13 protein-coding genes are annotated in these 22,112 nt (G+C 37.5%); 6 read left to right on the top strand and 7 right to left on the bottom strand.

Annotated elements, in window-relative coordinates; translation table 11 throughout:
* Positions 1-14 precede the first annotated feature (14 nt).
* The 3 genes from ACQ76T_RS01335 (at position 15) to ACQ76T_RS01325 (ending at position 4,042) form a co-directional block, all read left to right on the top strand.
* A complete protein-coding gene (locus tag ACQ76T_RS01335; protein WP_431341554.1) occupies positions 15-1,610 on the top strand; it encodes a peptide chain release factor 3 in 1,596 nt (531 codons plus the stop codon).
* Between the two features lie 353 nt (positions 1,611-1,963).
* Entirely contained in the window at positions 1,964-2,905 is a 942-nt protein-coding gene (locus tag ACQ76T_RS01330; protein ID WP_431341553.1) for a DUF4349 domain-containing protein, read from the top strand.
* A gap of 105 nt (positions 2,906-3,010) precedes the next feature.
* Positions 3,011-4,042 carry a cupin domain-containing protein gene (locus ACQ76T_RS01325; protein ID WP_431341552.1) on the top strand — a complete coding sequence of 344 codons (1,032 nt, stop codon included), beginning with the start codon at positions 3,011-3,013 and terminating at the stop codon, positions 4,040-4,042.
* A gap of 114 nt (positions 4,043-4,156) precedes the next feature.
* Here ACQ76T_RS01325 and ACQ76T_RS01320 read toward each other — a convergent pair whose 3' ends face one another.
* Together ACQ76T_RS01320 and ACQ76T_RS01315 are read right to left on the bottom strand one after the other, a co-directional pair.
* Positions 4,157-4,522, bottom strand: coding sequence for a hypothetical protein (locus ACQ76T_RS01320; protein ID WP_431341551.1), 366 nt, complete (start codon positions 4,520-4,522; stop codon positions 4,157-4,159).
* 23 nt (positions 4,523-4,545) lie between these two features.
* Positions 4,546-5,685: an acyl-CoA dehydrogenase gene (locus ACQ76T_RS01315; protein WP_431341550.1), complete on the bottom strand. Its 1,140-nt coding sequence runs from the start codon at positions 5,683-5,685 to the stop codon at positions 4,546-4,548.
* A gap of 343 nt (positions 5,686-6,028) precedes the next feature.
* On the opposite strand from ACQ76T_RS01315, the gene ACQ76T_RS01310 reads away from it, so the two are divergent.
* Positions 6,029-7,807, top strand: a complete 1,779-nt coding sequence (locus tag ACQ76T_RS01310) for an AMP-dependent synthetase/ligase (RefSeq protein WP_431341549.1) — start codon at positions 6,029-6,031, stop codon at positions 7,805-7,807.
* A gap of 332 nt (positions 7,808-8,139) precedes the next feature.
* Here the strand turns inward: ACQ76T_RS01310 and ACQ76T_RS01305 are convergent, their stop codons facing one another.
* Both ACQ76T_RS01305 and ACQ76T_RS01300 read right to left on the bottom strand, forming a co-directional pair.
* The gene (locus ACQ76T_RS01305; RefSeq protein ID WP_431341548.1) at positions 8,140-8,916 is read right to left on the bottom strand and encodes a zinc ribbon domain-containing protein; all 777 of its coding nucleotides are present in this window, start codon (positions 8,914-8,916) and stop codon (positions 8,140-8,142) included.
* Positions 8,917-8,918: 2 nt separating this feature from the next.
* Positions 8,919-10,019: a Nif3-like dinuclear metal center hexameric protein gene (locus ACQ76T_RS01300; RefSeq protein WP_431341547.1), complete on the bottom strand. Its 1,101-nt coding sequence runs from the start codon at positions 10,017-10,019 to the stop codon at positions 8,919-8,921.
* Positions 10,020-10,080: 61 nt separating this feature from the next.
* Here ACQ76T_RS01300 and ACQ76T_RS01295 point away from each other — a divergent pair, with 61 nt between their 5' ends.
* Both ACQ76T_RS01295 and ACQ76T_RS01290 read left to right on the top strand, forming a co-directional pair.
* Entirely contained in the window at positions 10,081-10,908 is an 828-nt protein-coding gene (locus ACQ76T_RS01295) for an ion transporter (protein ID WP_431341546.1), read from the top strand.
* A gap of 52 nt (positions 10,909-10,960) precedes the next feature.
* Positions 10,961-11,119 (top strand): hypothetical protein, encoded by a 159-nt coding sequence (locus ACQ76T_RS01290; protein WP_431341545.1) that lies wholly within the window; start codon positions 10,961-10,963, stop codon positions 11,117-11,119.
* 152 nt (positions 11,120-11,271) lie between these two features.
* Here ACQ76T_RS01290 and ACQ76T_RS01285 read toward each other — a convergent pair whose 3' ends face one another.
* The 3 genes from ACQ76T_RS01285 to dnaE all read right to left on the bottom strand — a co-directional run bounded on the left by ACQ76T_RS01285 (position 11,272) and on the right by dnaE (position 22,103).
* Entirely contained in the window at positions 11,272-13,599 is a 2,328-nt protein-coding gene (locus tag ACQ76T_RS01285) for a GEVED domain-containing protein (protein WP_431341544.1), read from the bottom strand.
* A 223-nt stretch (positions 13,600-13,822) separates the two neighbouring features.
* On the bottom strand, positions 13,823-17,107 hold the full coding sequence (locus tag ACQ76T_RS01280; RefSeq protein ID WP_431341543.1) for a fibronectin type III domain-containing protein: 3,285 nt from the start codon (positions 17,105-17,107) through the stop codon (positions 13,823-13,825).
* 328 nt (positions 17,108-17,435) lie between these two features.
* A complete protein-coding gene (gene dnaE, locus ACQ76T_RS01275; protein ID WP_431341542.1) occupies positions 17,436-22,103 on the bottom strand; it encodes a DNA polymerase III subunit alpha in 4,668 nt (1,555 codons plus the stop codon).
* Positions 22,104-22,112 lie beyond the last annotated feature (9 nt).

Genomic DNA, 22,112 nt, shown 5'->3' with positions numbered 1-22,112 from the left:
CTTCAAAATACGATATGTCAGACTTAATCAAAGAAATACAAAAAAGAAAGACCTTTGGGATCATTTCTCACCCGGATGCCGGAAAAACAACCCTTACTGAAAAGCTGCTTCTTTTCGGAGGTGCTATTCAGGAAGCGGGTGCAGTAAAATCCAACAAAATAAAAAAAGGAGCTACTTCCGACTTTATGGAGATTGAAAGACAGAGAGGGATCTCTGTAGCAACTTCCGTATTGGCTTTTGAATATAGAGATCATAAAATCAATATCCTGGATACGCCCGGTCACAAAGACTTTGCTGAAGATACTTACCGAACATTAACGGCTGTAGATTCTGTAATTGTTGTAATTGACGTTGCAAAAGGGGTTGAGGAACAAACTGAAAAACTGGTTCAGGTTTGTAGAATGAGAAACATTCCGATGTTGGTTTTCATCAACAAGCTAGACCGTGAAGGTAAAGATGCTTTTGATCTATTGGATGAAGTAGAACAAAAACTTGGATTAACAGTTTGTCCGCTTTCATTACCTATTGGTATGGGAAGTGATTTCCAGGGAATCTATAATATCTGGGAAGACAACATTCAGTTATTCCTGGAAGAGAAAAAACAGAAAGTTGGAGATTCTATTAAGTTTGATGATATTAATGATACTTCCATTGATGAAGTAATTGGTGAAAAAGCAGCAAAAACATTAAGAGAAGAGCTTGATCTGATTCAATCTGTTTACCCGGAGTTTAATCGTGAAGATTATATGAATGGCAATCTTCAGCCTGTGTTCTTCGGTTCAGCTTTAAATAACTTTGGGGTTCGCGAATTATTGAATGCTTTCATTGATATTGCTCCAATGCCACAGCCTAAAGAAAGTGAGACCCGTTTGGTAAAACCTGAAGAAGAGACTTTCACAGGATTCGTTTTCAAGATCCACGCCAATATGGATCCTAAACATAGAGACAGACTTGCATTCGTAAAAATTGTTTCCGGAACTTTCAAAAGAAACGAAAATTATCTATTGGTAAGAGAAGGCAAAAAAATGAAGTTCTCCTCTCCTAACGCGTTCTTTGCAGATAAAAAAGAAGTGGTGGAAGAAAGTTTCCCAGGTGATATCGTGGGTCTTCATGATACAGGAAGTTTCAGAATTGGTGATACTCTTACAGGTGGAGAAAAATTGAGCTTCAAAGGTATTCCAAGCTTCTCTCCGGAGCATTTCCGTTATATCAACAATAATGATCCGTTAAAAGCTAAGCAGTTGGCCAAAGGTATTGATCAATTGATGGATGAAGGAGTTGCACAGCTATTTACCCTTGAAATGAATAACAGAAAGATCATCGGAACTGTTGGAGCTCTTCAATATGAAGTTATCCAGTACCGTCTGGAGCATGAATATGGTGCTAAATGTACTTATGAACCACTTTCTATGCACAAAGCTTGTTGGGTAGAAGCTGATGAAAAGTCTGAAGAATTTAAAGAATTTGCAAGGTTAAAACAGAGATTCTTAGCAAGAGATAAGTATGATCAGTTGGTATTTTTAGCAGACTCTTCTTTCACTATTCATATGACGCAGGAGAAATTCCCGAATGTGAAACTGCATTTCATCAGTGAATTCAGAGACCACTAAGTAAAAAACAGAATCGCCAAAAAGCGAAATTGTTAATAATATAGATCCGCCGAAAATTTCTGCGGATTTTTTTTATGATATGCTTTTACAACCACCCCGTCAAAAATTCTTTGAATTTTTGACACCCAGAGAATGGGAATTTTTAGGTTTTCAATAGAACATAAAGAGAAACGACAAAGGTTTCAGGTAATTTCAAGGTTTCAAACAAGGATGAATGTTTTTGTAAATCTTTTGTAAAACAAATACAAAACACTAACAATAAAACAGTTACAATTTTACCAGCACAATACATTCCATTTACAATCTTTACAAGAGCTTCCCTTCTAATTTTACTTCATCAAAAAATTAATGTTATGAAAAAGTTCATATTACTAGTTGCTGTATCAAGCACTTTCATTATGTGTAAAAAAGGTGAAGTTTCACAAGATAAAATTGAGGAAGCCATGAAAGCAACGGACAGTATTTCTACCGTCGCTCATGAATCGATTGATCACGCAGCTACTGTTGCAAACCAGGCTATGGATTCTGCCAGTATCAAAATAAAAGATTTTGACAATACCAAAGACGAAATCCAGAAGAAAATAGAAAACACTTCAAAAATCGTAGACTCGCTATCCGACAAAATGGCTTCAGCAAAGCTGGATTCTAAAATTGAAAAGAAAGACTCTGCTGTAAATAAGAATGAAAAAATAATTGTAAATGTTCCGGCACCAAAAGTTATTAAAGAAACAAAGATCGTTTATAAAGATAAGCCTCAGAATACTAACTATGAAAAAAGCCTACCCAAAGACAGAATGGTAAAAGCAGGATATCTTGGGATAAAAGCAGACAACGCTGAAACCGTTAAAGAAATTATCCGGGAAGAAGCTCTTAAAAATAACGGTTATATCAAATCCGAAAGCCTTGGCTATATGGAGCCAGACAACGGACGTGAAGAAGATCAAAAAGTATATACTTTAGATATTAAAGTTCCTATTCAGCATTTTGACGAACTTATGAATACACTCAACTCCAGTATTGCTGATATTGATACTAAAGATATTCAGGTTTCAGGTCATCAGTACATTGAGAATACCATATGCAGCATCAATATTAATATTACAGACAAAACCATGGCAGAAAAAGAGCCTAAAACGTTCGGAGGAAAATCTCTGGCAGCCATCGAATCAGGCTGGGATGTTATTACGTCCATCTTCCTATTTATTCTTCCTTTATGGCCAGTATTACTCATTGGGGGAACAGGATATTATTTTTATAAAAAAAGAAACAAAAATATCTCTGATAAAAACATCTAGTCTTTTTGGAGATTATTTTTAATATTTTTTTAATGACAATTAGAATTCCAAGTGATTTCTTATTTCTAAATTTATAAAAATATTCAACACCAAAACACCCGATTCATGAGTAAAGAACTTCCTAACTTTAAATATGAGTTAGAAAAAAAGGACCCCAGATTAGGCCCTGGTGGAATCACAAGAGGAGTTTCTGTAAAAGAATTTGCAGCCTCTCAAAACCTGGCCGGAGTCAGTATGCACCTTGAACCGGGAGCCATCCGTGAACTTCACTGGCATGCCAATGCTGCAGAATGGGGATATGTTTTGGAGGGGCAGATGCGTACCACGGTAATAGATCCTCAGGGTAACGTTTTTATTGATATTTTTAATCCGGGAGATGTATGGTATTTCCCAAGAGGCTATGGCCACGTTCTACAATGTATAAGCAGCGAAAGCTGTCATTTTATATTGATTTTTGATAATGGTGATTTTTCTGAAGATCATACTTTCAGCATCACCGATTTTATTTCCAGTATTCCGGTGGAAATTGCGGCACAGAACTTAGGAATCACAGAAGAAGAAGTTCAGAAACTTCATCAGGGAGAAGCTTACTTTGCAAAATGTGACCTCCCCGATATCCGCTCCGGGCTGGCTTCGCCAAGAAATGAAATCTCGCTGGTGTCTAAACACCGTTATCCGCTGGGAGCACAGCAACCTATTGTGGTACCCGGAGGAGGTTTACAGAGAGTGGTGACGCAGAAGGAATTTGAGATTGCCAGAACAATTACCGGAAGTATTTTTGAAATAGAACCAGGAGGATTAAGAGAATTACACTGGCATCCCAATGCTGACGAATGGCAATATTACATTCAGGGAAAAGCAGAGATGGGGGTTTTCCTTGCAGAAGGACAGTTTGTAAAAGACGAATTTAATAAAGGTGATGTAGGCTATGTTCCCATGGGAGCCGGGCACTACATAAAAAATATAGGAACAGAAAAGCTTATTGTTCTCTTAGGATTTAACAACGGATTGTATGAAGCCATTGATCTGAGCAGTTGGATCGGTGGAAATCCAAGAGATATTTTAAAAGGAAATTTTGGAGTGGGTGATGAAATTATCGATCAGTTTCCAACCTCCGGTAAGCTTATTATTAAATAAATGAATTTTAGTGATCTCACGGAATTCAGCATGAACCAGGAAATTTTTATTTCATATATTAATATTTTGTGATTTGGTGTAAAATAGGGCTCTCAACTGAGAGCCCTATTTGTTTTATTTCATATTCACTACTTTATCTACAATGTATCTTGTGTTTCCTCTCCATGGAAGGGCTCCTTTATATTCTTTGTAATGAAGGTCAAAAGTTTTACCGCTATTGGTTTCCAACAGTTTGAAAACTTCCGGATCAGATACAGAAAATTCAAACTCATAGCTTGTAATAGTTCCTGTTTTTCCGCTTCCAAAACCTTCCTGAATCAGCTTACCTTCATACGTTTTGAAGACATAGCCTTTTTTCATGGCATAGTTCAGATATCCCGACTTTACTCCTTCTCCGAAAACGAAAAAGTACTTATACCATACCAATACTCCTAAAAGAAGAAGTACGACCCCTAAAGTGATCCACAAAGATTTTTTCATAAGTAGTGTGTTTTAAATAATTTTTATTTTGCGATGCTTCTTGAGATCACGATTTTCTGGATTTCAGAAGTTCCTTCGTAGATCTGAGTGATTTTTGCATCTCTCATTAATCTTTCTACGTGGTATTCCTTCACATATCCGTATCCACCGTGGATCTGTACTGCTTCAATAGTAGTATCCATTGCTACTTGGGAGGCATATAATTTTGCCATAGCTCCGCTTTCAGAGATATCTTTTCCTGCATCTTTCTCACAAGCAGCTTTAAAGCAAAGCATTCTTGCAGCCGTAATCTGAGTTGCCATATCAGCCAATTTGAAAGCAATCGCCTGATGATTGATGATTTCAGTTTTGAAAGCTTTTCTTGTTTTAGCATACTTCAAAGCCAATTCATAAGCTCCTGAAGCAATTCCTAAAGCCTGAGAAGCGATACCGATTCTTCCTCCGTTCAATACTGCCATTGCAAAATTGAAACCAAATCCGTCAGCACCAATTCTGTTTTCCTTCGGAACCTTTACGTTATTGAAGATCAAAGAGTGTGTATCACTTCCTCTGATTCCTAATTTGTCTTCTTTAACTCCAACTTCAAAACCTTCCCATCCTCTTTCTACGATGAAAGCATTGATCCCTTTATGCTTTTTCTCAGGATCTGTCTGAGCGATTACGATATAATAAGAAGCTGTACCACCATTCGTAATCCAGTTTTTAATACCATTTAAAAGATAGTAGTCTCCTTTATCTTCTGCAGTAGTTTTCTGAGAAGTTGCATCAGAACCCGCTTCTGGCTCAGATAATGCAAAAGCTCCAATTACCTGTCCGCTTGCAAGAGGAGTAAGATATTTTACTTTTTGTTCTTCAGATGCAAATTTTTCAAGACCGGCACAAACCAATGAGTTGTTTACAGACATTACCACCGCTGCAGAAGCATCCACTTTTGCAATCTCTTCCATTGCCAATACGTAAGAAACGCTGTCCATTCCTGCACCTCCGTATTTTGGATCAACCATCATTCCCAAAAGACCCATTTCTCCCATTTTCTTTACCTGTTCTGCAGGGAATTTCTGGTCGCGGTCTCTTTCAATCACTTCCGGTAATAATTCGTTTTGTGCAAAGTCTCTTGCTGCCTGCTGAATCATCAGCTGTTCTTCAGATAAATTAAAGTCCATAAAAAAAATAATTAGATAGCCGTAAATTTACACTTTTTAACCAAATATGAAAAAAGAAATTAAAATCAGGAAAAAGGCATTCATACAGGCTGTTTTCAGAGTTTTAGAAAGGTGAGATAAGCTATTCTGTATTCACAGGAAATGGGACCTCAATATGATAAATAAGAAGAAGATATTTTATTAATAAATCGTTTATTATAGCTCATCTGTTGCTGCTTACGGCCCTTTTTTTGATGAATATATTATGGTTAGCATTTAAGTAAATTCTAATTATTAAAATCAGAAGTCCGTAATTAAAAAAAATGCTTATATTTAAGTTTCTTTAAAAATTATTTAAAAAATCATGACGATCAAGAGATTATTCGATATTCCGCACTATGCTTTAGAAAAATATCCTAAAACGGATATGTTTGTCACAAAATACCAGGGTGAATGGAAAAAAACTTCTACTCAGGAGTTTATCAATGAAGGGAATAAAATATCCAGGGGATTGCTGAAACTGGGCATTAAACCAGGTGACAAGATCGCTTTGATCACGACCAATTCCCGTACAGAGTGGGCTATTATGGATTTTGGAATGTCTCAGATCGGGGTCGTTTCTGTACCGGTATATCCAAGTATTTCTCCGGAAGACTACGAATTTATCTTCAATAATGCTGAAATTCAGTACTGTTTTGTTTCCGATAAGGAGCTTTTGAATAAAGTGATGAAGGTAAAGCATAACATTCCAAGTTTACAGGGAATTTTTACTTTTGATAATATCAGTGGAGCGGCCAACTGGAGAGAAATTCTGGATTTGGGTAAAGATGAATCTACACAAATTGAAGTAGAAGATCTTTCTAATGCCATTAATACGGAAGATCTGGCAACCGTTATTTATACTTCAGGAACAACAGGCAGACCTAAAGGAGTAATGCTTACTCACAATAATATCGTTTCAAACATATTGGGAGCTATCCCGAGAATTCCTAAAAAAAGAAATTTTGATTATAAGGAAGCAAGAGCACTAAGCTTCCTTCCTATCTGTCACATCTTTGAAAGAATGCTATTCTACCTTTATCAATACAATGGTTTTTCTTTGTATTTCGCAGAGAGCATTGAAAAGATGGGAGAAAACGTAAAAGAAGTGAAACCTCACTATATGACCGTAGTGCCTAGGTTGGTAGAAAAAGTGTATGATAAAATTTACAATACAGGTTCTTCTGCGGGAGGATTGAAATCTAAAATTTTCTTCTGGGCTTTGAATTTAATCAGCAAAAAGAAAACGATATCCAAACCTTCGGGACTTCAGGAAATTATCGCAGATAAGCTTGTATTTTCTAAATGGAGAGAAGGTTTAGGAGGTGAGATCGTTACTTTAGTTTCAGGATCTGCCGCTTTATCTACAAGACTTAACTTAATGTTCCAGAATGCCGGAATTCCTATTTTAGAAGGATATGGCTTAACGGAAACGTCTCCCGTAATTTCTGTTAACAGTTTCGACAAAATGAAAGTAGGAACGGTTGGGGTTCCATTAGATAACTTAAAAGTAAAAATTCAGGAAGATGGGGAAATTACTGTGAAAGGCCCGTCAGTATTCAAAGGATACTTCCAGAACGATGAAATGACCAGAGAAGCCTTTACGGAAGATGGTTATTTCAAGACCGGAGATATCGGAAATATTGACAGCGACGGATTCCTGCAGATTACCGACCGTAAAAAGGAAATGTTCAAAACATCTGGTGGTAAATATATTGCTCCTCAAACGATTGAAAACCTGGCAAAAGCATCTAAATTCATAGAACAGATCATGGTAGTAGGTGATGGTGAAAAAATGCCATGTGCTTTGGTACAACCTGATTTTGATTTTGCTAAGAGCTGGGCCATGAGAAATAATCTGAACATTGGTTCTACACCGGAAGAAATTGCCAAAAGTCCTGAGCTGAAACAAAGAATTGAAAAAGAAATTGACGGCATCAATGAGCATCTAGGAAACTGGGAGAAAATCAAAAAAATAGAACTTACCCCTGAAGTATGGAGCATTGAAAGCGGATTGCTTACTCCTACTTTAAAGCTTAAGAGAAAAGCTGTAAAAGAGAAGTTTATGGCTTTGTATAATAAGATGTATGATCATCAGGATTAAATAATATCAACCGCTTCCTTTTGAAGCGGTTTTTTTATGGGTTTGGTAGAGCCAATGGAATTAATTATTTTTTCTGATAAATGAATGATGGGCTAAAGCCCGTTTCTATTGATGATCTTGTATTAGCTTCTGTCAACAATAGTGATTAAATTAACTTCACCTGTGTCATTCCGTAGGAATCTTTCCACATTCTTTTAATATGGTATAGATTCCTAGAGAATGACAAGGATACCGCAAAAAAATTAAACGGGCTAAAGCCCATTTCTATTGAATGTATACAAAAAAAGCTGTTTCATTTCTGAAAAAGCTTTTGTATGATTTAAAATCGATAATTAGAATTTAATTACAGATTTCATTCTTTCGTTTTCTTCGATTACCAATTCGTCATCAACAAGAATTTTTCCTGAGTGTTCATCAATAATAATTTTCTTTCTCTGAGCAATTTCCATCTGCTTCTGAGGAGGGATTGTGAAGAAAGATCCTTTTGGAGCACCTCTTTCTAATCCTACTACAGCAAGACCGTTGATAGAGTTTGTTCTGATTCTGTTGTAAGAAGCCAGTAATCTTTCGTCAATTTTACCTGCATATTCTTTAGACTGCTCTATCAAATATTCTTCTTCTTTCTGAGTTTCAGAGATCAAACCTTCCAATTCTTCTTTTTTGAATTTCAAGTGGCTTTTCAAGTCGTTGATCTTTGCATTCAGTTCGCTTAAAGTTTCGTTTTTGTGAGCAATTTTAGCTCCGAATTCTTTAATTCTTTTTTCAGCAAGCTGAATTTCCAGGTCCTGGAATTCCATTTCTTTTCCTAATGCTTCAAACTCTTTATTGTTTCTTACATTATCCTGCTGAGATTTGTATTTCTCAATTAAAGTTTTAGCATGGTTAATTACTTCATGCTTCGTTTTGATCTGATCGTCCTGATCTTTAATATCTGCATGAAATTTTTCAGCTCTCTTTTCAAGACCTTCAATCTCGATTTCAAGATCTTCAACTTCAATTGGCAATTCTCCTCTAGTATTTCGGATTTCATCCAATCTTGAATCAATGATCTGTAAATCGTATAAAGCTCTTAATTTTTCTTCAACTGAAATATCGTTGGTTTTTGCCATATTTAAATGAAATAATTTACTGGGTTTGTTTTTTCAATAGATTTTGAAATTGCAAATGTACTAAATTTTTGTGATAAAATTTCAAATAATTGTTGACTTACAAATTGTTCTGATTCATAATGACCTATATCGCAGATCAGCATTTTAGACTCTGCTAAAAAATAGTCATGGTATTTCAGATCACCGGTAAGATAAGCATCACATTTCTTTGATGCTGCAGAACGTATTCCACTGGCTCCGGAACCTCCCAGCACCCCTACTCTTTTAATTTTTTTGTTATTAAAAGCCGAATGTTTGATCACTTCCAGACCAAATTTTTCTTTTACCAATCCTAAGAAATCTTTCTCATCCATTTCTTCTTCTTCGAGATCTCCATACATTCCCAGACCCACATGATGGTTCTTATTATCAAGACTGTAAATCTGATGAGCAACTTCTTCATAAGGATGGGCGTGTTTCATCGCTCCTACGATCTGGCCTTGCTTAAAACTTTCAAAAATCACAGAAATCATATCTTCATCGGCATTTTCTCTAATATTCTGCTGACCGGAGAACGGATTGGATCCTTCAATGGGGCGAAATGTTCCGTTTCCATTTATGGTGAAGCTACATTCGTCGTAGAAACCGATACTTCCTGCTCCCGCAGAAAATAAAGCTTCTTTTACTTTTTCTGAGTGATCTTTCGGAACGAAAACAGTCAGTTGCTTCAAATTATTTTCTTTGGGCTGAAGAATCTTCATATTCTTTAAACCCAACTGACGGCATATGCCATGATTCACTCCAAAGAAGTGATTATCAAATGCGGTATGAATGGCATAAATCGCGATTTTATTTTCAATTGCTTTCAGAACTGCTCTTTCAACATAATTTTTGCCTGTTAAAGATTTTAATCCTGAAAAGATAATAGGATGAAAACATACAATCAGATTGCAGTTTCTCTCAATCGCCTCCTGTACAACATTTTCCAGCGCATCGTGGCAAACCAGGATTCCAGACACATTTCTGTCAGGTACTCCACACAGCAATCCTACATTATCAAATCCTTCTGCCTGCTGTAGCGGAATGAGTTTATCTATTTCTGCAATTACTTTTCTTATTGTCATTTTATTCTGTATGTTTGCTACGAAAATAACGATAATTTGTTAATTTTAAAAAACATTAAATATGGAAAGAGAGCACAATCTTATTCCTGAAGACAAGCTTTGGAAAAGATTTCTTTACCGGATCATTTACCGCTCTGACACAAAACTTGGAAAGCTTTTTGACATTATCTTACTGTCATTGATTCTTGTAAGCACCGCCATTATTATGATGGAAAGTGTTCCTAAACTTGATATAAGATTTCATCTCACTTTTCTTATCCTTGAGTGGATTATTTCTCTGTTTTTCACGGCAGAATATTTAATGCGAATTACGGTGGTAAAAAATAAAAAAAACTATATTTTCAGTTTTTTGGGTATCATAGATTTTCTGGCGCTGGCTCCATTTTATCTTAGTTTTTTCTTTCCGGTTACCAAGTATTTCCTGATCTTCAGAATGCTGAGAATGTTGAGGATTTTCAGAATTTTCAACCTTCTGGATTTTATGAATGACGGGTACCTCATCTTACGGGCACTTAAAAACAGTTCAAGAAAAATATACATCTTCCTGTTGTTCCTTATTATTTTCTCGGTTATTGTCGGTTCACTTATGTTTATGGTGGAAGGCAATAGAAAAGGATTTGAAACTATACCGCAATCTATTTATTGGGCAGTAGTAACGGTAACTACTGTGGGATATGGTGATGTATCTCCTATTACTCCTTTAGGAAAATTATTTGCGGTTGTTCTCATGCTTGCAGGATATTCCATTATTGCGGTTCCTACAGGGATTGTAACAGCAGAAATGCGCAATAAAAGACAAAATCTGGAAAAGATATGCGACCGATGCGGAAATGAAGATATTGATGATGATGCAAGGTATTGTAAACAGTGTGGCAAGAAATTAGCTTAATACATATTATGAATGTTATTAATGCATTTTTTTTACTAAATACCACAAAATTATGGAATCAACAAAGAAAAACAAACCGAACAGCTTAGTCGTCATTCTTTTTGCTCTGATTGTACTCATGGTCATTATTTATTTTATATTAGCCATGTTCTTCCCTACTGTTTTTGACCTTATGAATACTGGAGATATACAACCGGTCCCTAATAAGTAATTGAAAATAGTGCATTAAACTTTGAAAAAAGAATAGATTATTATAAAAAATGAGTGATAAAATCACTCATTTTTTTGTACAAACTTTCGTATTTTGTTCAAAAAACCGGATCATGTATCATGATCCGGCTTCATTTTTAACAAAACTATTATCTATTTTCTAATTACTTTAACAGTTTGTTTAGATCCATCCTTCATTTCTAAAGTAACAAGATAAACACCTTGTTTCAATTCGTTTAAATGGATTGTTGAATCAGGATTTGCGATCGTTTTCATCAACCTTCCTGAAGCATCATTTACCAAAACATTTTTCACATTTTTAGCATCTGAAATATTCAGTACATCAGTGAATGGGTTAGGATATATTTTGATATCATTTTTCGCTTTAGAAACTTCTGTCACTGCAAGGTTGGCCAGATTAACACTGATATCATCCAGATACAGGTTGTCCTGGTTAGCATCTGAATAGGCATTAAATCCGAAATAATAAACCCCAGATGTAGGAACAGTAAATGTAACAGATTCGTTATGCGCTGTATTATCATTAATTGAAGGATAATCTGCTATAGCGCCAGTCATTGCAGCTATGGTTGGAGATGTTCCAAAAGCTACTTTCATTTTCTCGGTATACGTTGTTGAGTTATTACCATATTTATAGCTAATAGTATACTGTACTCCTGCCGTCAGATTCAGACCTTGGGTAAAGAACCACGTGTCAGCAGCGCTTGAGAAATTATATGAATATCTCAGTACATTGGTTGTAAAGTCATTATTTCCGAAAGGAGCAGACGATGTTTCCCAACTATTTCCTGATCCGGCATTAATATTTTCGGTACAACCTGGAAGACTTGGTGGAGTTACGTTTTCAAAATCCAAAACGTACGGTAGGTTGGCGCTTGTACATAAAGTAGTGAAAGAAGTAGGGTCACTCCATGCACTTTTATCAGCAGCACTACAAACAGATCTTACCCATACATAATAATGAGTAGCAGAAGACAAACTAGGAATATTATAAGTAGCAGCGGTAATACCCGTAATATTAGGATTACTTGCTGCTGTTGGAGCCGTATTGGATGTACTGTAATAGATTTCATATCCTCCTGCTGGAGCCGGGGTTGGAGCTGTCCACGAAAGCGTAGTTCCCGAAGATGTTATATTTGAAACAGTTAACAGACTCGGTTCGCTACAGGTAGGTGTTACATCTATTTTAATATCATCAACAAACAGCTGATTCATATCAGGATCCGAATAAGCATTAAATCCAAAATAATAGACTCCTGTCGCTGTAGGAGTAAAATCTACAAAGTTACTGGTAGCTGTGCTGTTAACTACATTAGGATGATCGGCAAGTGGATTGGTCATCGCCGAACCTGCTGCCGAAGTTCCATAGGCTACTTTTAATTTTTCAGGATAAACAATAACTCCTTCTGCATTGGCATATTTGTACTTGATTCTGTAGCTCACTCCCGAAGTAAGATTAATTCCGGAGGTAAAGAACCATGTATTGGCACTATTGGAAGAGTTATAAGAGTATTGAAGGACTTTTCCTGTAAATCCTTGAGAAGCTAAATCGTAAGTTTCCCATAAATTCCCGTTACCATCATTAGTTACAGAACTGCAGATTGGCATATCCGGAACTATTGCAGATTCGAAATCCTGTACATAAGGCACTCCCACCGCAGTACATTCTGTAGTAAATGTGGCCATTTGAGACCAGTTACTCTTATCTGTAGCACTACATGCGGAACGTACCCAAACACGATAGAAAGTAGCGGCAGAAAGAGGTGTTAAATCTACGTTTAAAGCATTCGTGCTTCCCGAAGGAATTGTATTGGCGGTAGGAACTGCGGTAGTACTTGAAAAATAATATTCGTATCCGTTAGCAGGAGAAGAGGTAGCAGCTGTCCATGCAAGATGGGCAGATCCCGCGCCTACGGAAGATACCGTCAATCCACTAGGAGCAAGGCAGGTAGGAACTGCCCCTATAACCACCGTATAATCATGAGCCTCACCATATCCTGAAATGTTACAAGGAATAGGCTGGCTGGAATATCGATCTCCAACTCTCATCCTGTATGTACCTGGAGTAACAGTGGAAGGAATTGTAATAATGCCTGACGTAACATTATTTCCTCCAACCGAAGCACTGCTTGCTGCAGCCACAAGTTCCGGAGCAGTATCATCGAAGGTTCCATCATTATTAAAATCTATCCAAATACGTACGTTTTGATTAGCAAAGTTGTGAGTAACGGAAAAGTCATAGCTTAATCCAGCATTCAGGTTAATCGTCATAGAAGTATAATCTCCATATGCTCCTTGAGAACATCCTGTATTCTGGTGATCAAATCCTGCTGAAGGAATTGTAAAAGAATCTATCATATCTCCTCCATCGCAACCACTGGCGTATTGCGGCACGCAATAGGTTTGTGCGAAGGATAAAGATCCAAAAGTTAAAAAACTCGCGAGTAAAATATTTTTCATACAATGTACATTAGTTAATCAAATTTATCAAAATACTTCAATAAAATTATATATATTTTAAACAAAATTTAACCAAACCAATAAAACACTATATCATTGAAAAATCAATATTCTGTTTATTAATTAAGAAATCATGTACCGGCAGGATTTCTTTATGAGAAGTAATCTCAAAAAAAAGACTGCCTTTTACAAGACAGTCTTCAGTTTTTATTTAAATGAAAAATTATTTTTTAATGGCTTTCACGGTTTGCTTAGAACCATCTTTCATATTAAGTACCACTAAATACAAACCTTCTTTTAAGTCTCTCAATTGAAGTACTGTAGAAGGGTTTTCAATAGTTTTAACAAGTCTTCCCGCAACATCAATCACTGAAACAGATTGTACTTTTGCCACATCGGAAATCGTAAGTGTTTCTGTGAATGGATTAGGATATACTTTAATACTGTTAATTTTCGCTACTACTTCAGACGTTCCTAAGTTAGGATTCTGCTTCACCTCAACATTATCAAGAAGAACATCATCGTAGAAATATCCATTGCCATTTACGTTTTTATCAACCGTAAATCTTACCTGAATGGTTGCTCCGATATAAGAAGCCGCCAAAGGAACCCCTACAGTTCTCCATTGGTTGGAGTTGGTTGTATCACTGAAAACAGATACCCATCCATTTCCATCGTTTACTTCTACTGTAAGCTTATTGTTATCACTAGTTGAAGGAACCACAGTTGTTCCGGTAGATTGGGAATGGTTTTTAAACCAGTCAAAAGAAATGAAAGGTTGTGCCAACCCTGTTAAGTTGATTGATGGTGTTACCAGTTGTACAGTATTAGCTCCTGCACCATTATAAGGTGAACTTGCATCTACCCAAGCATAAGTACCCGCTGCCTTTCCGTTATTGGCAGGACTTGCGCCATAATCTGCACTTCCTGAGAATTTCCAGAAAAGATTAGCATCGGTACTTGTAGCAACAGGATTTAAACTGTTCCAACATCCCGGAGCATTACCAGAATCGAAGGTTTGAATAAACGGAGCCGTTGCTACCCCGCAAAGAGTATTAAATACAGTAGCCGGAGAAGACCATACACTCTTATCAGAAGCACTACATACTGATCTAACCCACAAATAATACGTACTGGAAGGTACCAGCCCCGATAAAGGCGCAGAATTGGTCGTACTTGTACCTGAAGCAGGAGTAGAAGCTGCAGGTGCGGTACTACTTGTAGAATAATAATATTCATAACCACCACCCGGAACTTGTGTAGGAGCCGTCCAGGAAGCATTGGCTGCTGAAGTTGTAATCCCTGAAACTGCAATCCCAGTAGGTTCTGAACAAGTTGGAGTAACATCTATATTAATATCATCTACATAAATCTGATTCATATCTGCAACAGAATAAGCCTGGAATCCAATATAATAAACTCCTGAAGCAGTTGGCACAAAATCAGTAAATGTACTTGTCGGAGTTCCACCGGTAAGAATATTCGAGTGATCAGCTATTGTACTGGTCATAGCAGCGCTTGTTGCAGAAGATCCATAGGCTACTTTTACTTTCTCAGCATATTGAGTTGTTCCGGCTGCATTGGCATATTTATATTTAATTCTGTAGCTAACACCTGCTGTAAGGTTAAGACCTTGTGTAAAGAACCATGTATTGGCAGCACTGGAAGAACTGTATGAATAGTTAAGTACCTTACCAACAAAACCAGTTGGTGCAGTAGCAGTTTTCCATGCATTTCCTGTACCGCTATTAACCACGCTTGTACAAATTGGCAACGCCGGAGTTGTAACGTTTTCAAAATCTAAAGTATATGGCAAATTAGTTGGTACACAAGCCGTTTGGAAACTTCTTACGGTACAAGCTGTAGCAGGACCTGCTGTAGTGGCAGTATAGGCTGATACAGAATAGTAATAGTTAGTGCCATTGTTCAATGAAGTTGGTACAGTGTAAGTTGTATTGGTTCCTCCCGGTATGTCCGCATCCAGCACGTCATTGCCGCCGGAAGTGGTTCCAATTTTTAACTTATAGCCAGCTACTCCATTTATTGTATTCCAAGTAAAGGTAGGATTAACACTTACACCTGTTGCACTGGATGCTGGTGCTGTAACGGTAGGGCAAAGTCCTAATGTTGTAAAGTTAGCTGAGCTGGACCATACACCTTTATCTGTACCATTACAGTTGGCTCTTATCCAATAATAATACTGAGTTGAAGGGACTAACCCTGATAAATTCGCACTGGTTACCCCTGCACCAACAGATCCTGAAGGAGTAACTGTGGAAGCTGGAGTGGTAGATGATGTAGCATAATAATATTCATATCCATTCCCTGGAGCAGTTGTAGAAGCCGTCCAGTTAATAGTTCCAGTTTCCGGAGTTAATGCTGACGAAGTAAGCCCCGTCACTGTGCTTGCACAATTAAGAGCAGTGGTAAAAGATCCTGCTGTTGCATATCCATTTCCTGTTCCTGCTGCATTCGGAATGTGTGAATACGTGGCCTGTACAGCTCCATTTAAAGCCTGTACCTGATACTGATAGGTCGTATTTTGAGTTAATCCTGAAATAGTAGCCGTTGTTGCAGACACTGGATTACCATTCAAATTTGTCCAGTCACAGCTTCCCAGTGCTCTATACTGAACATTATAAGCTGTTGCACCAGTAGGAGCAGTCCAGCTAACAGTAGCACCTGCATTTGTGACTCCTGTTGTTGCTGCAAAAGTTCTTACCGGCAATAGAGTTCCCGGAGTCCATGTATACTGAAGTCCCGCTGGAATTTTAACATTGGCATTGGTTCCGCTGGAGAAAAGCATAGCACTGGTATTCGCATTTCCAGTTACCGCTTTAGACCAGTCGCAAGTAGTACCAGAAGGCACATTTCCAATCATCAACGGGCTTACGTTGGTGGAATAGGTAACTGTATTTCCTCTAATCCCTACCTGTGGAGCACTGTTCGACGTACTGGTTCCAGGATCTGTGCAGTTACCGTATATTATCTTAATTTCTCCGGTAGCGTATACCAGTCTGATCTGGAAATTCAATCTCTCTGTAGAGCGATTGCTGTAATTAGCGTGATCCTGCCATTGAATTACAAATTCTGAGCCTAGATCCTCATACCTTACCTCGTGATTACCTGAAGGCTGCGTAGCATCCGATGATGAAAAACCACCATCCTGTCCAAAAGCAGAAATTGCGCCTGTTGTAGTTCCCAGGGTGGACAAAGGCGTGTAGTTTGATCCAGCGGGCGCAGCTCCGAAAGTAATGTATCCGTTCGCACTGATGTACAAACTGTTCATTGCAACACCTCCAAAATTAAACGGAGAAGACAAAGTAATTGCCGCCGAGACCTCATTGTCGTACGTGGTATTGTTTACTAAAGGAAATAATTTTGTTCCGCCTGTAATAGGCACATAAGTTACCCCGGTGCTTTTCGAAAAAGCATAATTGGCGACGTTTGTTTGTGCATAGACACCCATACTTAAGAGCGCTAAGCACGACAGTAGAATTTTTTTCATAAACTTAGTAATAATAAAAGTTAGGGAGGTAAATGTATAAATATTAATTTAAATATTAAAAATTATCTTAAAATATTAAATTAAAACAATTAAAATAGCTATTATTTTAAAATAAAATCAAACGTTTATTTAAAATTAACATTTATTTCACAATTCAGTTATAAAACACAAAATACTGGTTATCAAACCATTATTAAAAACAAAACAGTGATACACAATCTCTCTTTTATTATTTGAGTACAAAAAAAATAAATTTCATAAAATTCTGTACAAACAAAAAAAAGCGGCTTTTTAGGCCGCTTTTGAACTAATACATTGTAAATTTTCTTTAATTCAGATAAAATTCATACTTATTAAGTAGCTGAATTTCTTTAATCAGATCACCATTAAGATCTACGGAGTGTTTCATAGACTGAACTTCAATATGGGAATCGTCTTCAATATTTTTAATAAAGAATTTCAGTTTCTGGTTTCCTTTATTTCTGTCGAGTACTGTTCTGAAAAAATCCAAGTCTTCTTTTCTCACATCCATCACATCCATCACCAAAGAAATACTTTTAGCAAATCTTTCAAATGCTTCCTGTAGTTCTATCACATCTACTACATTCACAAAAACTCTCCCATCCTTTACCTGAGCAAATTTTATTTTGAAAATAACAAATCTCTGAACTTCCAGTTTTTCCTTCAGCCTCATATAATCCCTGTCTCCCAACCTGAATGAATATGAACCGGAATAATCTTCCAGCGTAACGAAAGCTACTTTTTCTCCACTTCTAAAACCATCCTGAACTCTATATTCTGTAATCAGACCAGCTACGGTGTATTCTTTACCGCCTCCGCCATTTTCTCTTTCTTTCTGAAGAGTCTTCCAGTCTTTCTTTTTCTCCTCAAACAATTCTTCCTGTTTGTTGGAAAAAGCCTGCTCTTTATAAGCATCTACCTCATCCAAATTTAAAAATGAAAAAGTTCCTTTTGGTTCTGCCTTTTTTGTCACCTCTTCTACAACTTCTTCTTCTCCGGCTACAACATCATCGGATACAATTTCTGTAAGATCCACCGAGTCATCCTGAGCATCCTGTTCCAGGACAGGCGCTTCATCCGTTGGAGCTTTCTCCTCTTCTTCTTTTTCCAGCACAGATTTTTTGGAAAGCTGCCCCTGCATAAACTGAAACTGATACTTAAACTCATCCAGCGGATGGGCAGAAAGGTAGAAGCCGATAATTTCTTTTTCTTTGTTAAGTTTGTGCATATTGGGCCACTCAGGACAAGGCGCGAGTTTCGGCTGTTCAATCTGAACTTCATCAGCAAAATCAGCAAAGAGTGAATGCTCCATTTCGTTTTTACTCTCCTGGAAGCTTTGCCCGTATCTGATCAGCCTTTCCAGATTGGTTTTCCCAGCCATATCAATATCGAAATACTGTCCTCTGTGATAAGAGTGCAATTCGTCGAAAGCACCTGCCAACACCAAACTTTCTGCTACTCTTTTATTCATCTGAGACGGAAGTATTCTTTCGAAGAAATCGTAAATATTTTTAAATCTTCCGTTTTCTCTTTCTCTGGTAATTCCTTCACTTGGTCCTTCTCCAATTCCTTTGATCGCCCCTAAACCAAAACGAATCTGCCCTTTTTCGTTTACTGAGAATTTATATTGAGATTCATTCACATCCGGTCCTAAAACATCCACTCCCATACTCTTACAATCTTCCATGAACATGGTAATCGAATCGGTGTTGTTGATGTTATTACTCATTACACTCGCCATATATTCTGCCGGATAATTCGCTTTTAAGTATGCAGTCTGATAGGCAATAAAGGCATAACAGGTTGAGTGAGACTTGTTGAAAGCGTATTCTGCAAAGGCTTTCCAGTCGTTCCAGATTTTCTCCAGTCGTTCTTCATTCAGATTATTCTTTCGTCCTCCTTCAATGAATTTCGGATACATTTTATTCAGAACGTCAATCTGCTTTTTACCCATTGCCTTTCTCAACGTATCGGCTTCACCTTTTGTAAAGTTGGCCAACTTCTGGGATAAAAGCATTACCTGCTCCTGATAAACGGTAATTCCGTAAGTTTCTTTTAAATATTCTTCTGTCTCCGGTAAGTCGTAGACAATTTCTTCAATCCCATGCTTTCTGTTGATAAAGTTTGGGATATATTTGATAGGACCCGGACGGTACAATGCATTCATGGCAATAAGATCGGCAAAAACTGTTGGTTTAAGCTCTCTCATGTATTTTTGCATTCCCGGACTTTCATACTGGAAAATCCCTACCGTTCTTCCTTCTTTAAATAACTGATATGTTTTTGTGTCATCAAGCGGAATAAGATCTGGATCGATATCCAATCCATATCTCGCTTTCACCAGTTTCAGAGCATCTTTAATAATGGTAAGGGTTCTCAGCCCCAGGAAATCCATTTTCAAAAGACCTGCACTTTCCGCTACGGAGTTATCAAACTGAGACACCAAAATATCGGCATCTTTCGCAGCAATAGTTACCGGAACGAGATTACTTACATCTTCAGGCGTGATAATTACTCCACAGGCGTGAATACCTGTATTTCTGATACAGCCTTCCATTTTTTTAGCACTGGCTAGGACACCGTGACGCGCATCATCCGGACTGTCCAGAACATACCTCATCTCATCGACAAGCATCTGTTCTTCCGGTTTCAGTTTATCATATTTTGCCAACGCTTTTGCGATATTCATCCCCGGGCTTGGAGGAATCAGTTTCGCAATATTATTGGTATCAGGAATAGGAACATCTAAAACCCTTCCAGCATCTTTAATAGCGGATTTCCCTCCCAATACGGAGTAAGTAATAATCTGTGCTACCTGAGTTTTACCATATTTCTCAACAACCCATTTGATAATTTTGTCTCGTCCTTCGTCATCGAAGTCGATATCAATATCGGGCATGGATACCCTTTCCGGATTCAGGAATCTCTCAAAAAGGAGATCATATTTAATAGGGTCTACGTTGGTAATCCCGATACAGTAAGCAACGGCAGATCCCGCAGCAGATCCCCTTCCGGGACCTACCCACACTCCCATATTACGGGCTTCATTACAGAAATCCTGTACAATAAGGAAGTATCCGGGATAACCGGTATTGGCAATTACTTCAAGCTCGAAGTCAAGACGTTCTTTAATTTCATCGGTAATACCTGTAGATTCATATCTTTTTTTTGCCCCTTCATAGGTAAGGTAAGTAAGATAAGCCATCTCCCCTCTTTTTCCTCCGTCTAAGTCATCTTCTGCATGGATAAACTCTTCAGGAATATCAAACTTAGGAAGAAGTACATCTCTTTTTAAGGTATAAGGCTTAAATTTCGCAAAGAACTCATCATAAGCTTCAAACGCATCAGGATAAGCCAAGAAAGCCGCTTTGATCTCATCAGAATTTTTAATGTAATATTCTCCTGTTGCCAGTCCTCTCCTTTTCCCAAATCCTTTACCTACGGGAGTTGTTAATTTTTCGCCATCTTTTATACAGCTTACGATATCCTGAATATTAGAATCGTCTTTATTGGTATAAAAAGTTTCGTTCTGTGCTAAAATCTTAACGTTATATTTATCTGCAAAATGCAGTAAGACATCATTTAAATGCTCTTCTTCTGGCAGTTCGTGGTTTTGAATCTGTACGTAGAAATCATCTTCAAACGTATCTTTCCACCATTTGAAAAGTTCCTCCCCTTTCTGTTCACCGGTATTTAAAATAGCATCAGGAATATCTCCAAGAATTCCTGAAGTTAAAGCAATAAGTCCATCTTTGTACTGAGAAATCAATTCACGGCTGATCCTTGGAACTCCAAAATAGAACCCCTTCAGGAAACCGATACTTGAAAGCTTTGCTAAGTTTTTGTACCCGTCAAAATCTTTGGCCAGAAGCACCACCTGAGTCCTTCTATCAGGATCATCTTTGGTAAATTGCTTCTGCTCATACCGGTCTGAGATATAAAATTCACAGCCTACGACAGGAATAAGCGGCTCTGAAACAGGTTCCACTTCATTGAATTCTGTTCCGTTTTCTTCTGCCTCCTGCTTTTTGGCCAGATATTCTTTATGTTTTTTCGCTCTGTCTCCATTGGCACCTTCTACTGCTGAAACAAACTTGAAAGCTCCCATCATATTTCCCAGATCCACCATACCGACTGCCGGGAAATTTTCATCAGAAGCTTTTTTGATAAGGTCATTAATGCTTGAGGTAGCTGTTAATGTAGAGAAAACACTATGGTTATCAAAGTTGAAATATTTCCCCAGATCAATCTCGTCAACACTTCCGAAATCCTGCTGTTTTTTCTTGTTGTGAAAATCAGCAACCTGTCTTCGGATAACAATTCCGAAAGGTTTTATAGGATCAGGATAAAGGCTTCTAAAGTAAGCGAGCTGGTCTTCTGAGATTTTCAGTGTTTCAGCAGGAACTACGCCTATCCTCATCATTTCAAAGAAAACCTGTGCAGTAGCGTTTACGTCAGCCGCCGCGTTGTGGGCTTCATCAAACTTATTTCCATAAAGTTTTTCATAAAGCTCTTCAAGTTTTGGAGGTTTAAATCTACCACCTCGTCCTCCACCTAACTGACAAAAGTCTGTTCCCAGAATCATCGTATCAGCCTTAGGCTTTTCCTGTAGATTATCTTTTAAATTTTTTCTGTAAAACTCTGCTCCTACAATATTGTAGTCAAATTCAACGTTGTGTCCGGATACGACCCTCACTCTCTCCAATACTTTAGAAAATTCTTCCAGAATTTCCTGAAGATCTCGTCCTTCTTCATTGGCGATTTTGGTAGTGATCCCGTGAATTCTTGCCGCGTTGAAGGGAATATCATACCCTTCAGGTTTTATAATGTAATCCTGATTTTCAATTAAGTTACCATCATCATCATGTACCTGCCATGCGATCTGAACCATTCTTGGCCAGTTATCAGAATCTGAAAGCGGAGCGTTGAAGTTTTTAGGTAAACCGGTTGTTTCTGTGTCAAAAATTAAATACATATAATTTTC

The organism is Chryseobacterium sp. JK1 (assembly GCF_050632815.1).
Lineage (GTDB): Bacteria > Bacteroidota > Bacteroidia > Flavobacteriales > Weeksellaceae > Chryseobacterium.
Note: the sequence above shows the minus strand (reverse complement) of the source record. Positions and strands in the feature narration are given on the sequence as shown.

Coding starts and splice junctions, on each gene's coding strand:
- ACQ76T_RS01335 (WP_431341554.1), top strand. CDS start 15: ATGTCAGACTTAATCAAAGAAATACAAAAAAGAAAGACCTTTGGGATC.
- ACQ76T_RS01330 (WP_431341553.1), top strand. CDS start 1,964: ATGAAAAAGTTCATATTACTAGTTGCTGTATCAAGCACTTTCATTATG.
- ACQ76T_RS01325 (WP_431341552.1), top strand. CDS start 3,011: ATGAGTAAAGAACTTCCTAACTTTAAATATGAGTTAGAAAAAAAGGAC.
- ACQ76T_RS01320 (WP_431341551.1), bottom strand. CDS start 4,522: ATGAAAAAATCTTTGTGGATCACTTTAGGGGTCGTACTTCTTCTTTTA.
- ACQ76T_RS01315 (WP_431341550.1), bottom strand. CDS start 5,685: ATGGACTTTAATTTATCTGAAGAACAGCTGATGATTCAGCAGGCAGCA.
- ACQ76T_RS01310 (WP_431341549.1), top strand. CDS start 6,029: ATGACGATCAAGAGATTATTCGATATTCCGCACTATGCTTTAGAAAAA.
- ACQ76T_RS01305 (WP_431341548.1), bottom strand. CDS start 8,916: ATGGCAAAAACCAACGATATTTCAGTTGAAGAAAAATTAAGAGCTTTA.
- ACQ76T_RS01300 (WP_431341547.1), bottom strand. CDS start 10,019: ATGACAATAAGAAAAGTAATTGCAGAAATAGATAAACTCATTCCGCTA.
- ACQ76T_RS01295 (WP_431341546.1), top strand. CDS start 10,081: ATGGAAAGAGAGCACAATCTTATTCCTGAAGACAAGCTTTGGAAAAGA.
- ACQ76T_RS01290 (WP_431341545.1), top strand. CDS start 10,961: ATGGAATCAACAAAGAAAAACAAACCGAACAGCTTAGTCGTCATTCTT.
- ACQ76T_RS01285 (WP_431341544.1), bottom strand. CDS start 13,599: ATGAAAAATATTTTACTCGCGAGTTTTTTAACTTTTGGATCTTTATCC.
- ACQ76T_RS01280 (WP_431341543.1), bottom strand. CDS start 17,107: ATGAAAAAAATTCTACTGTCGTGCTTAGCGCTCTTAAGTATGGGTGTC.
- dnaE (WP_431341542.1), bottom strand. CDS start 22,103: ATGTATTTAATTTTTGACACAGAAACAACCGGTTTACCTAAAAACTTC.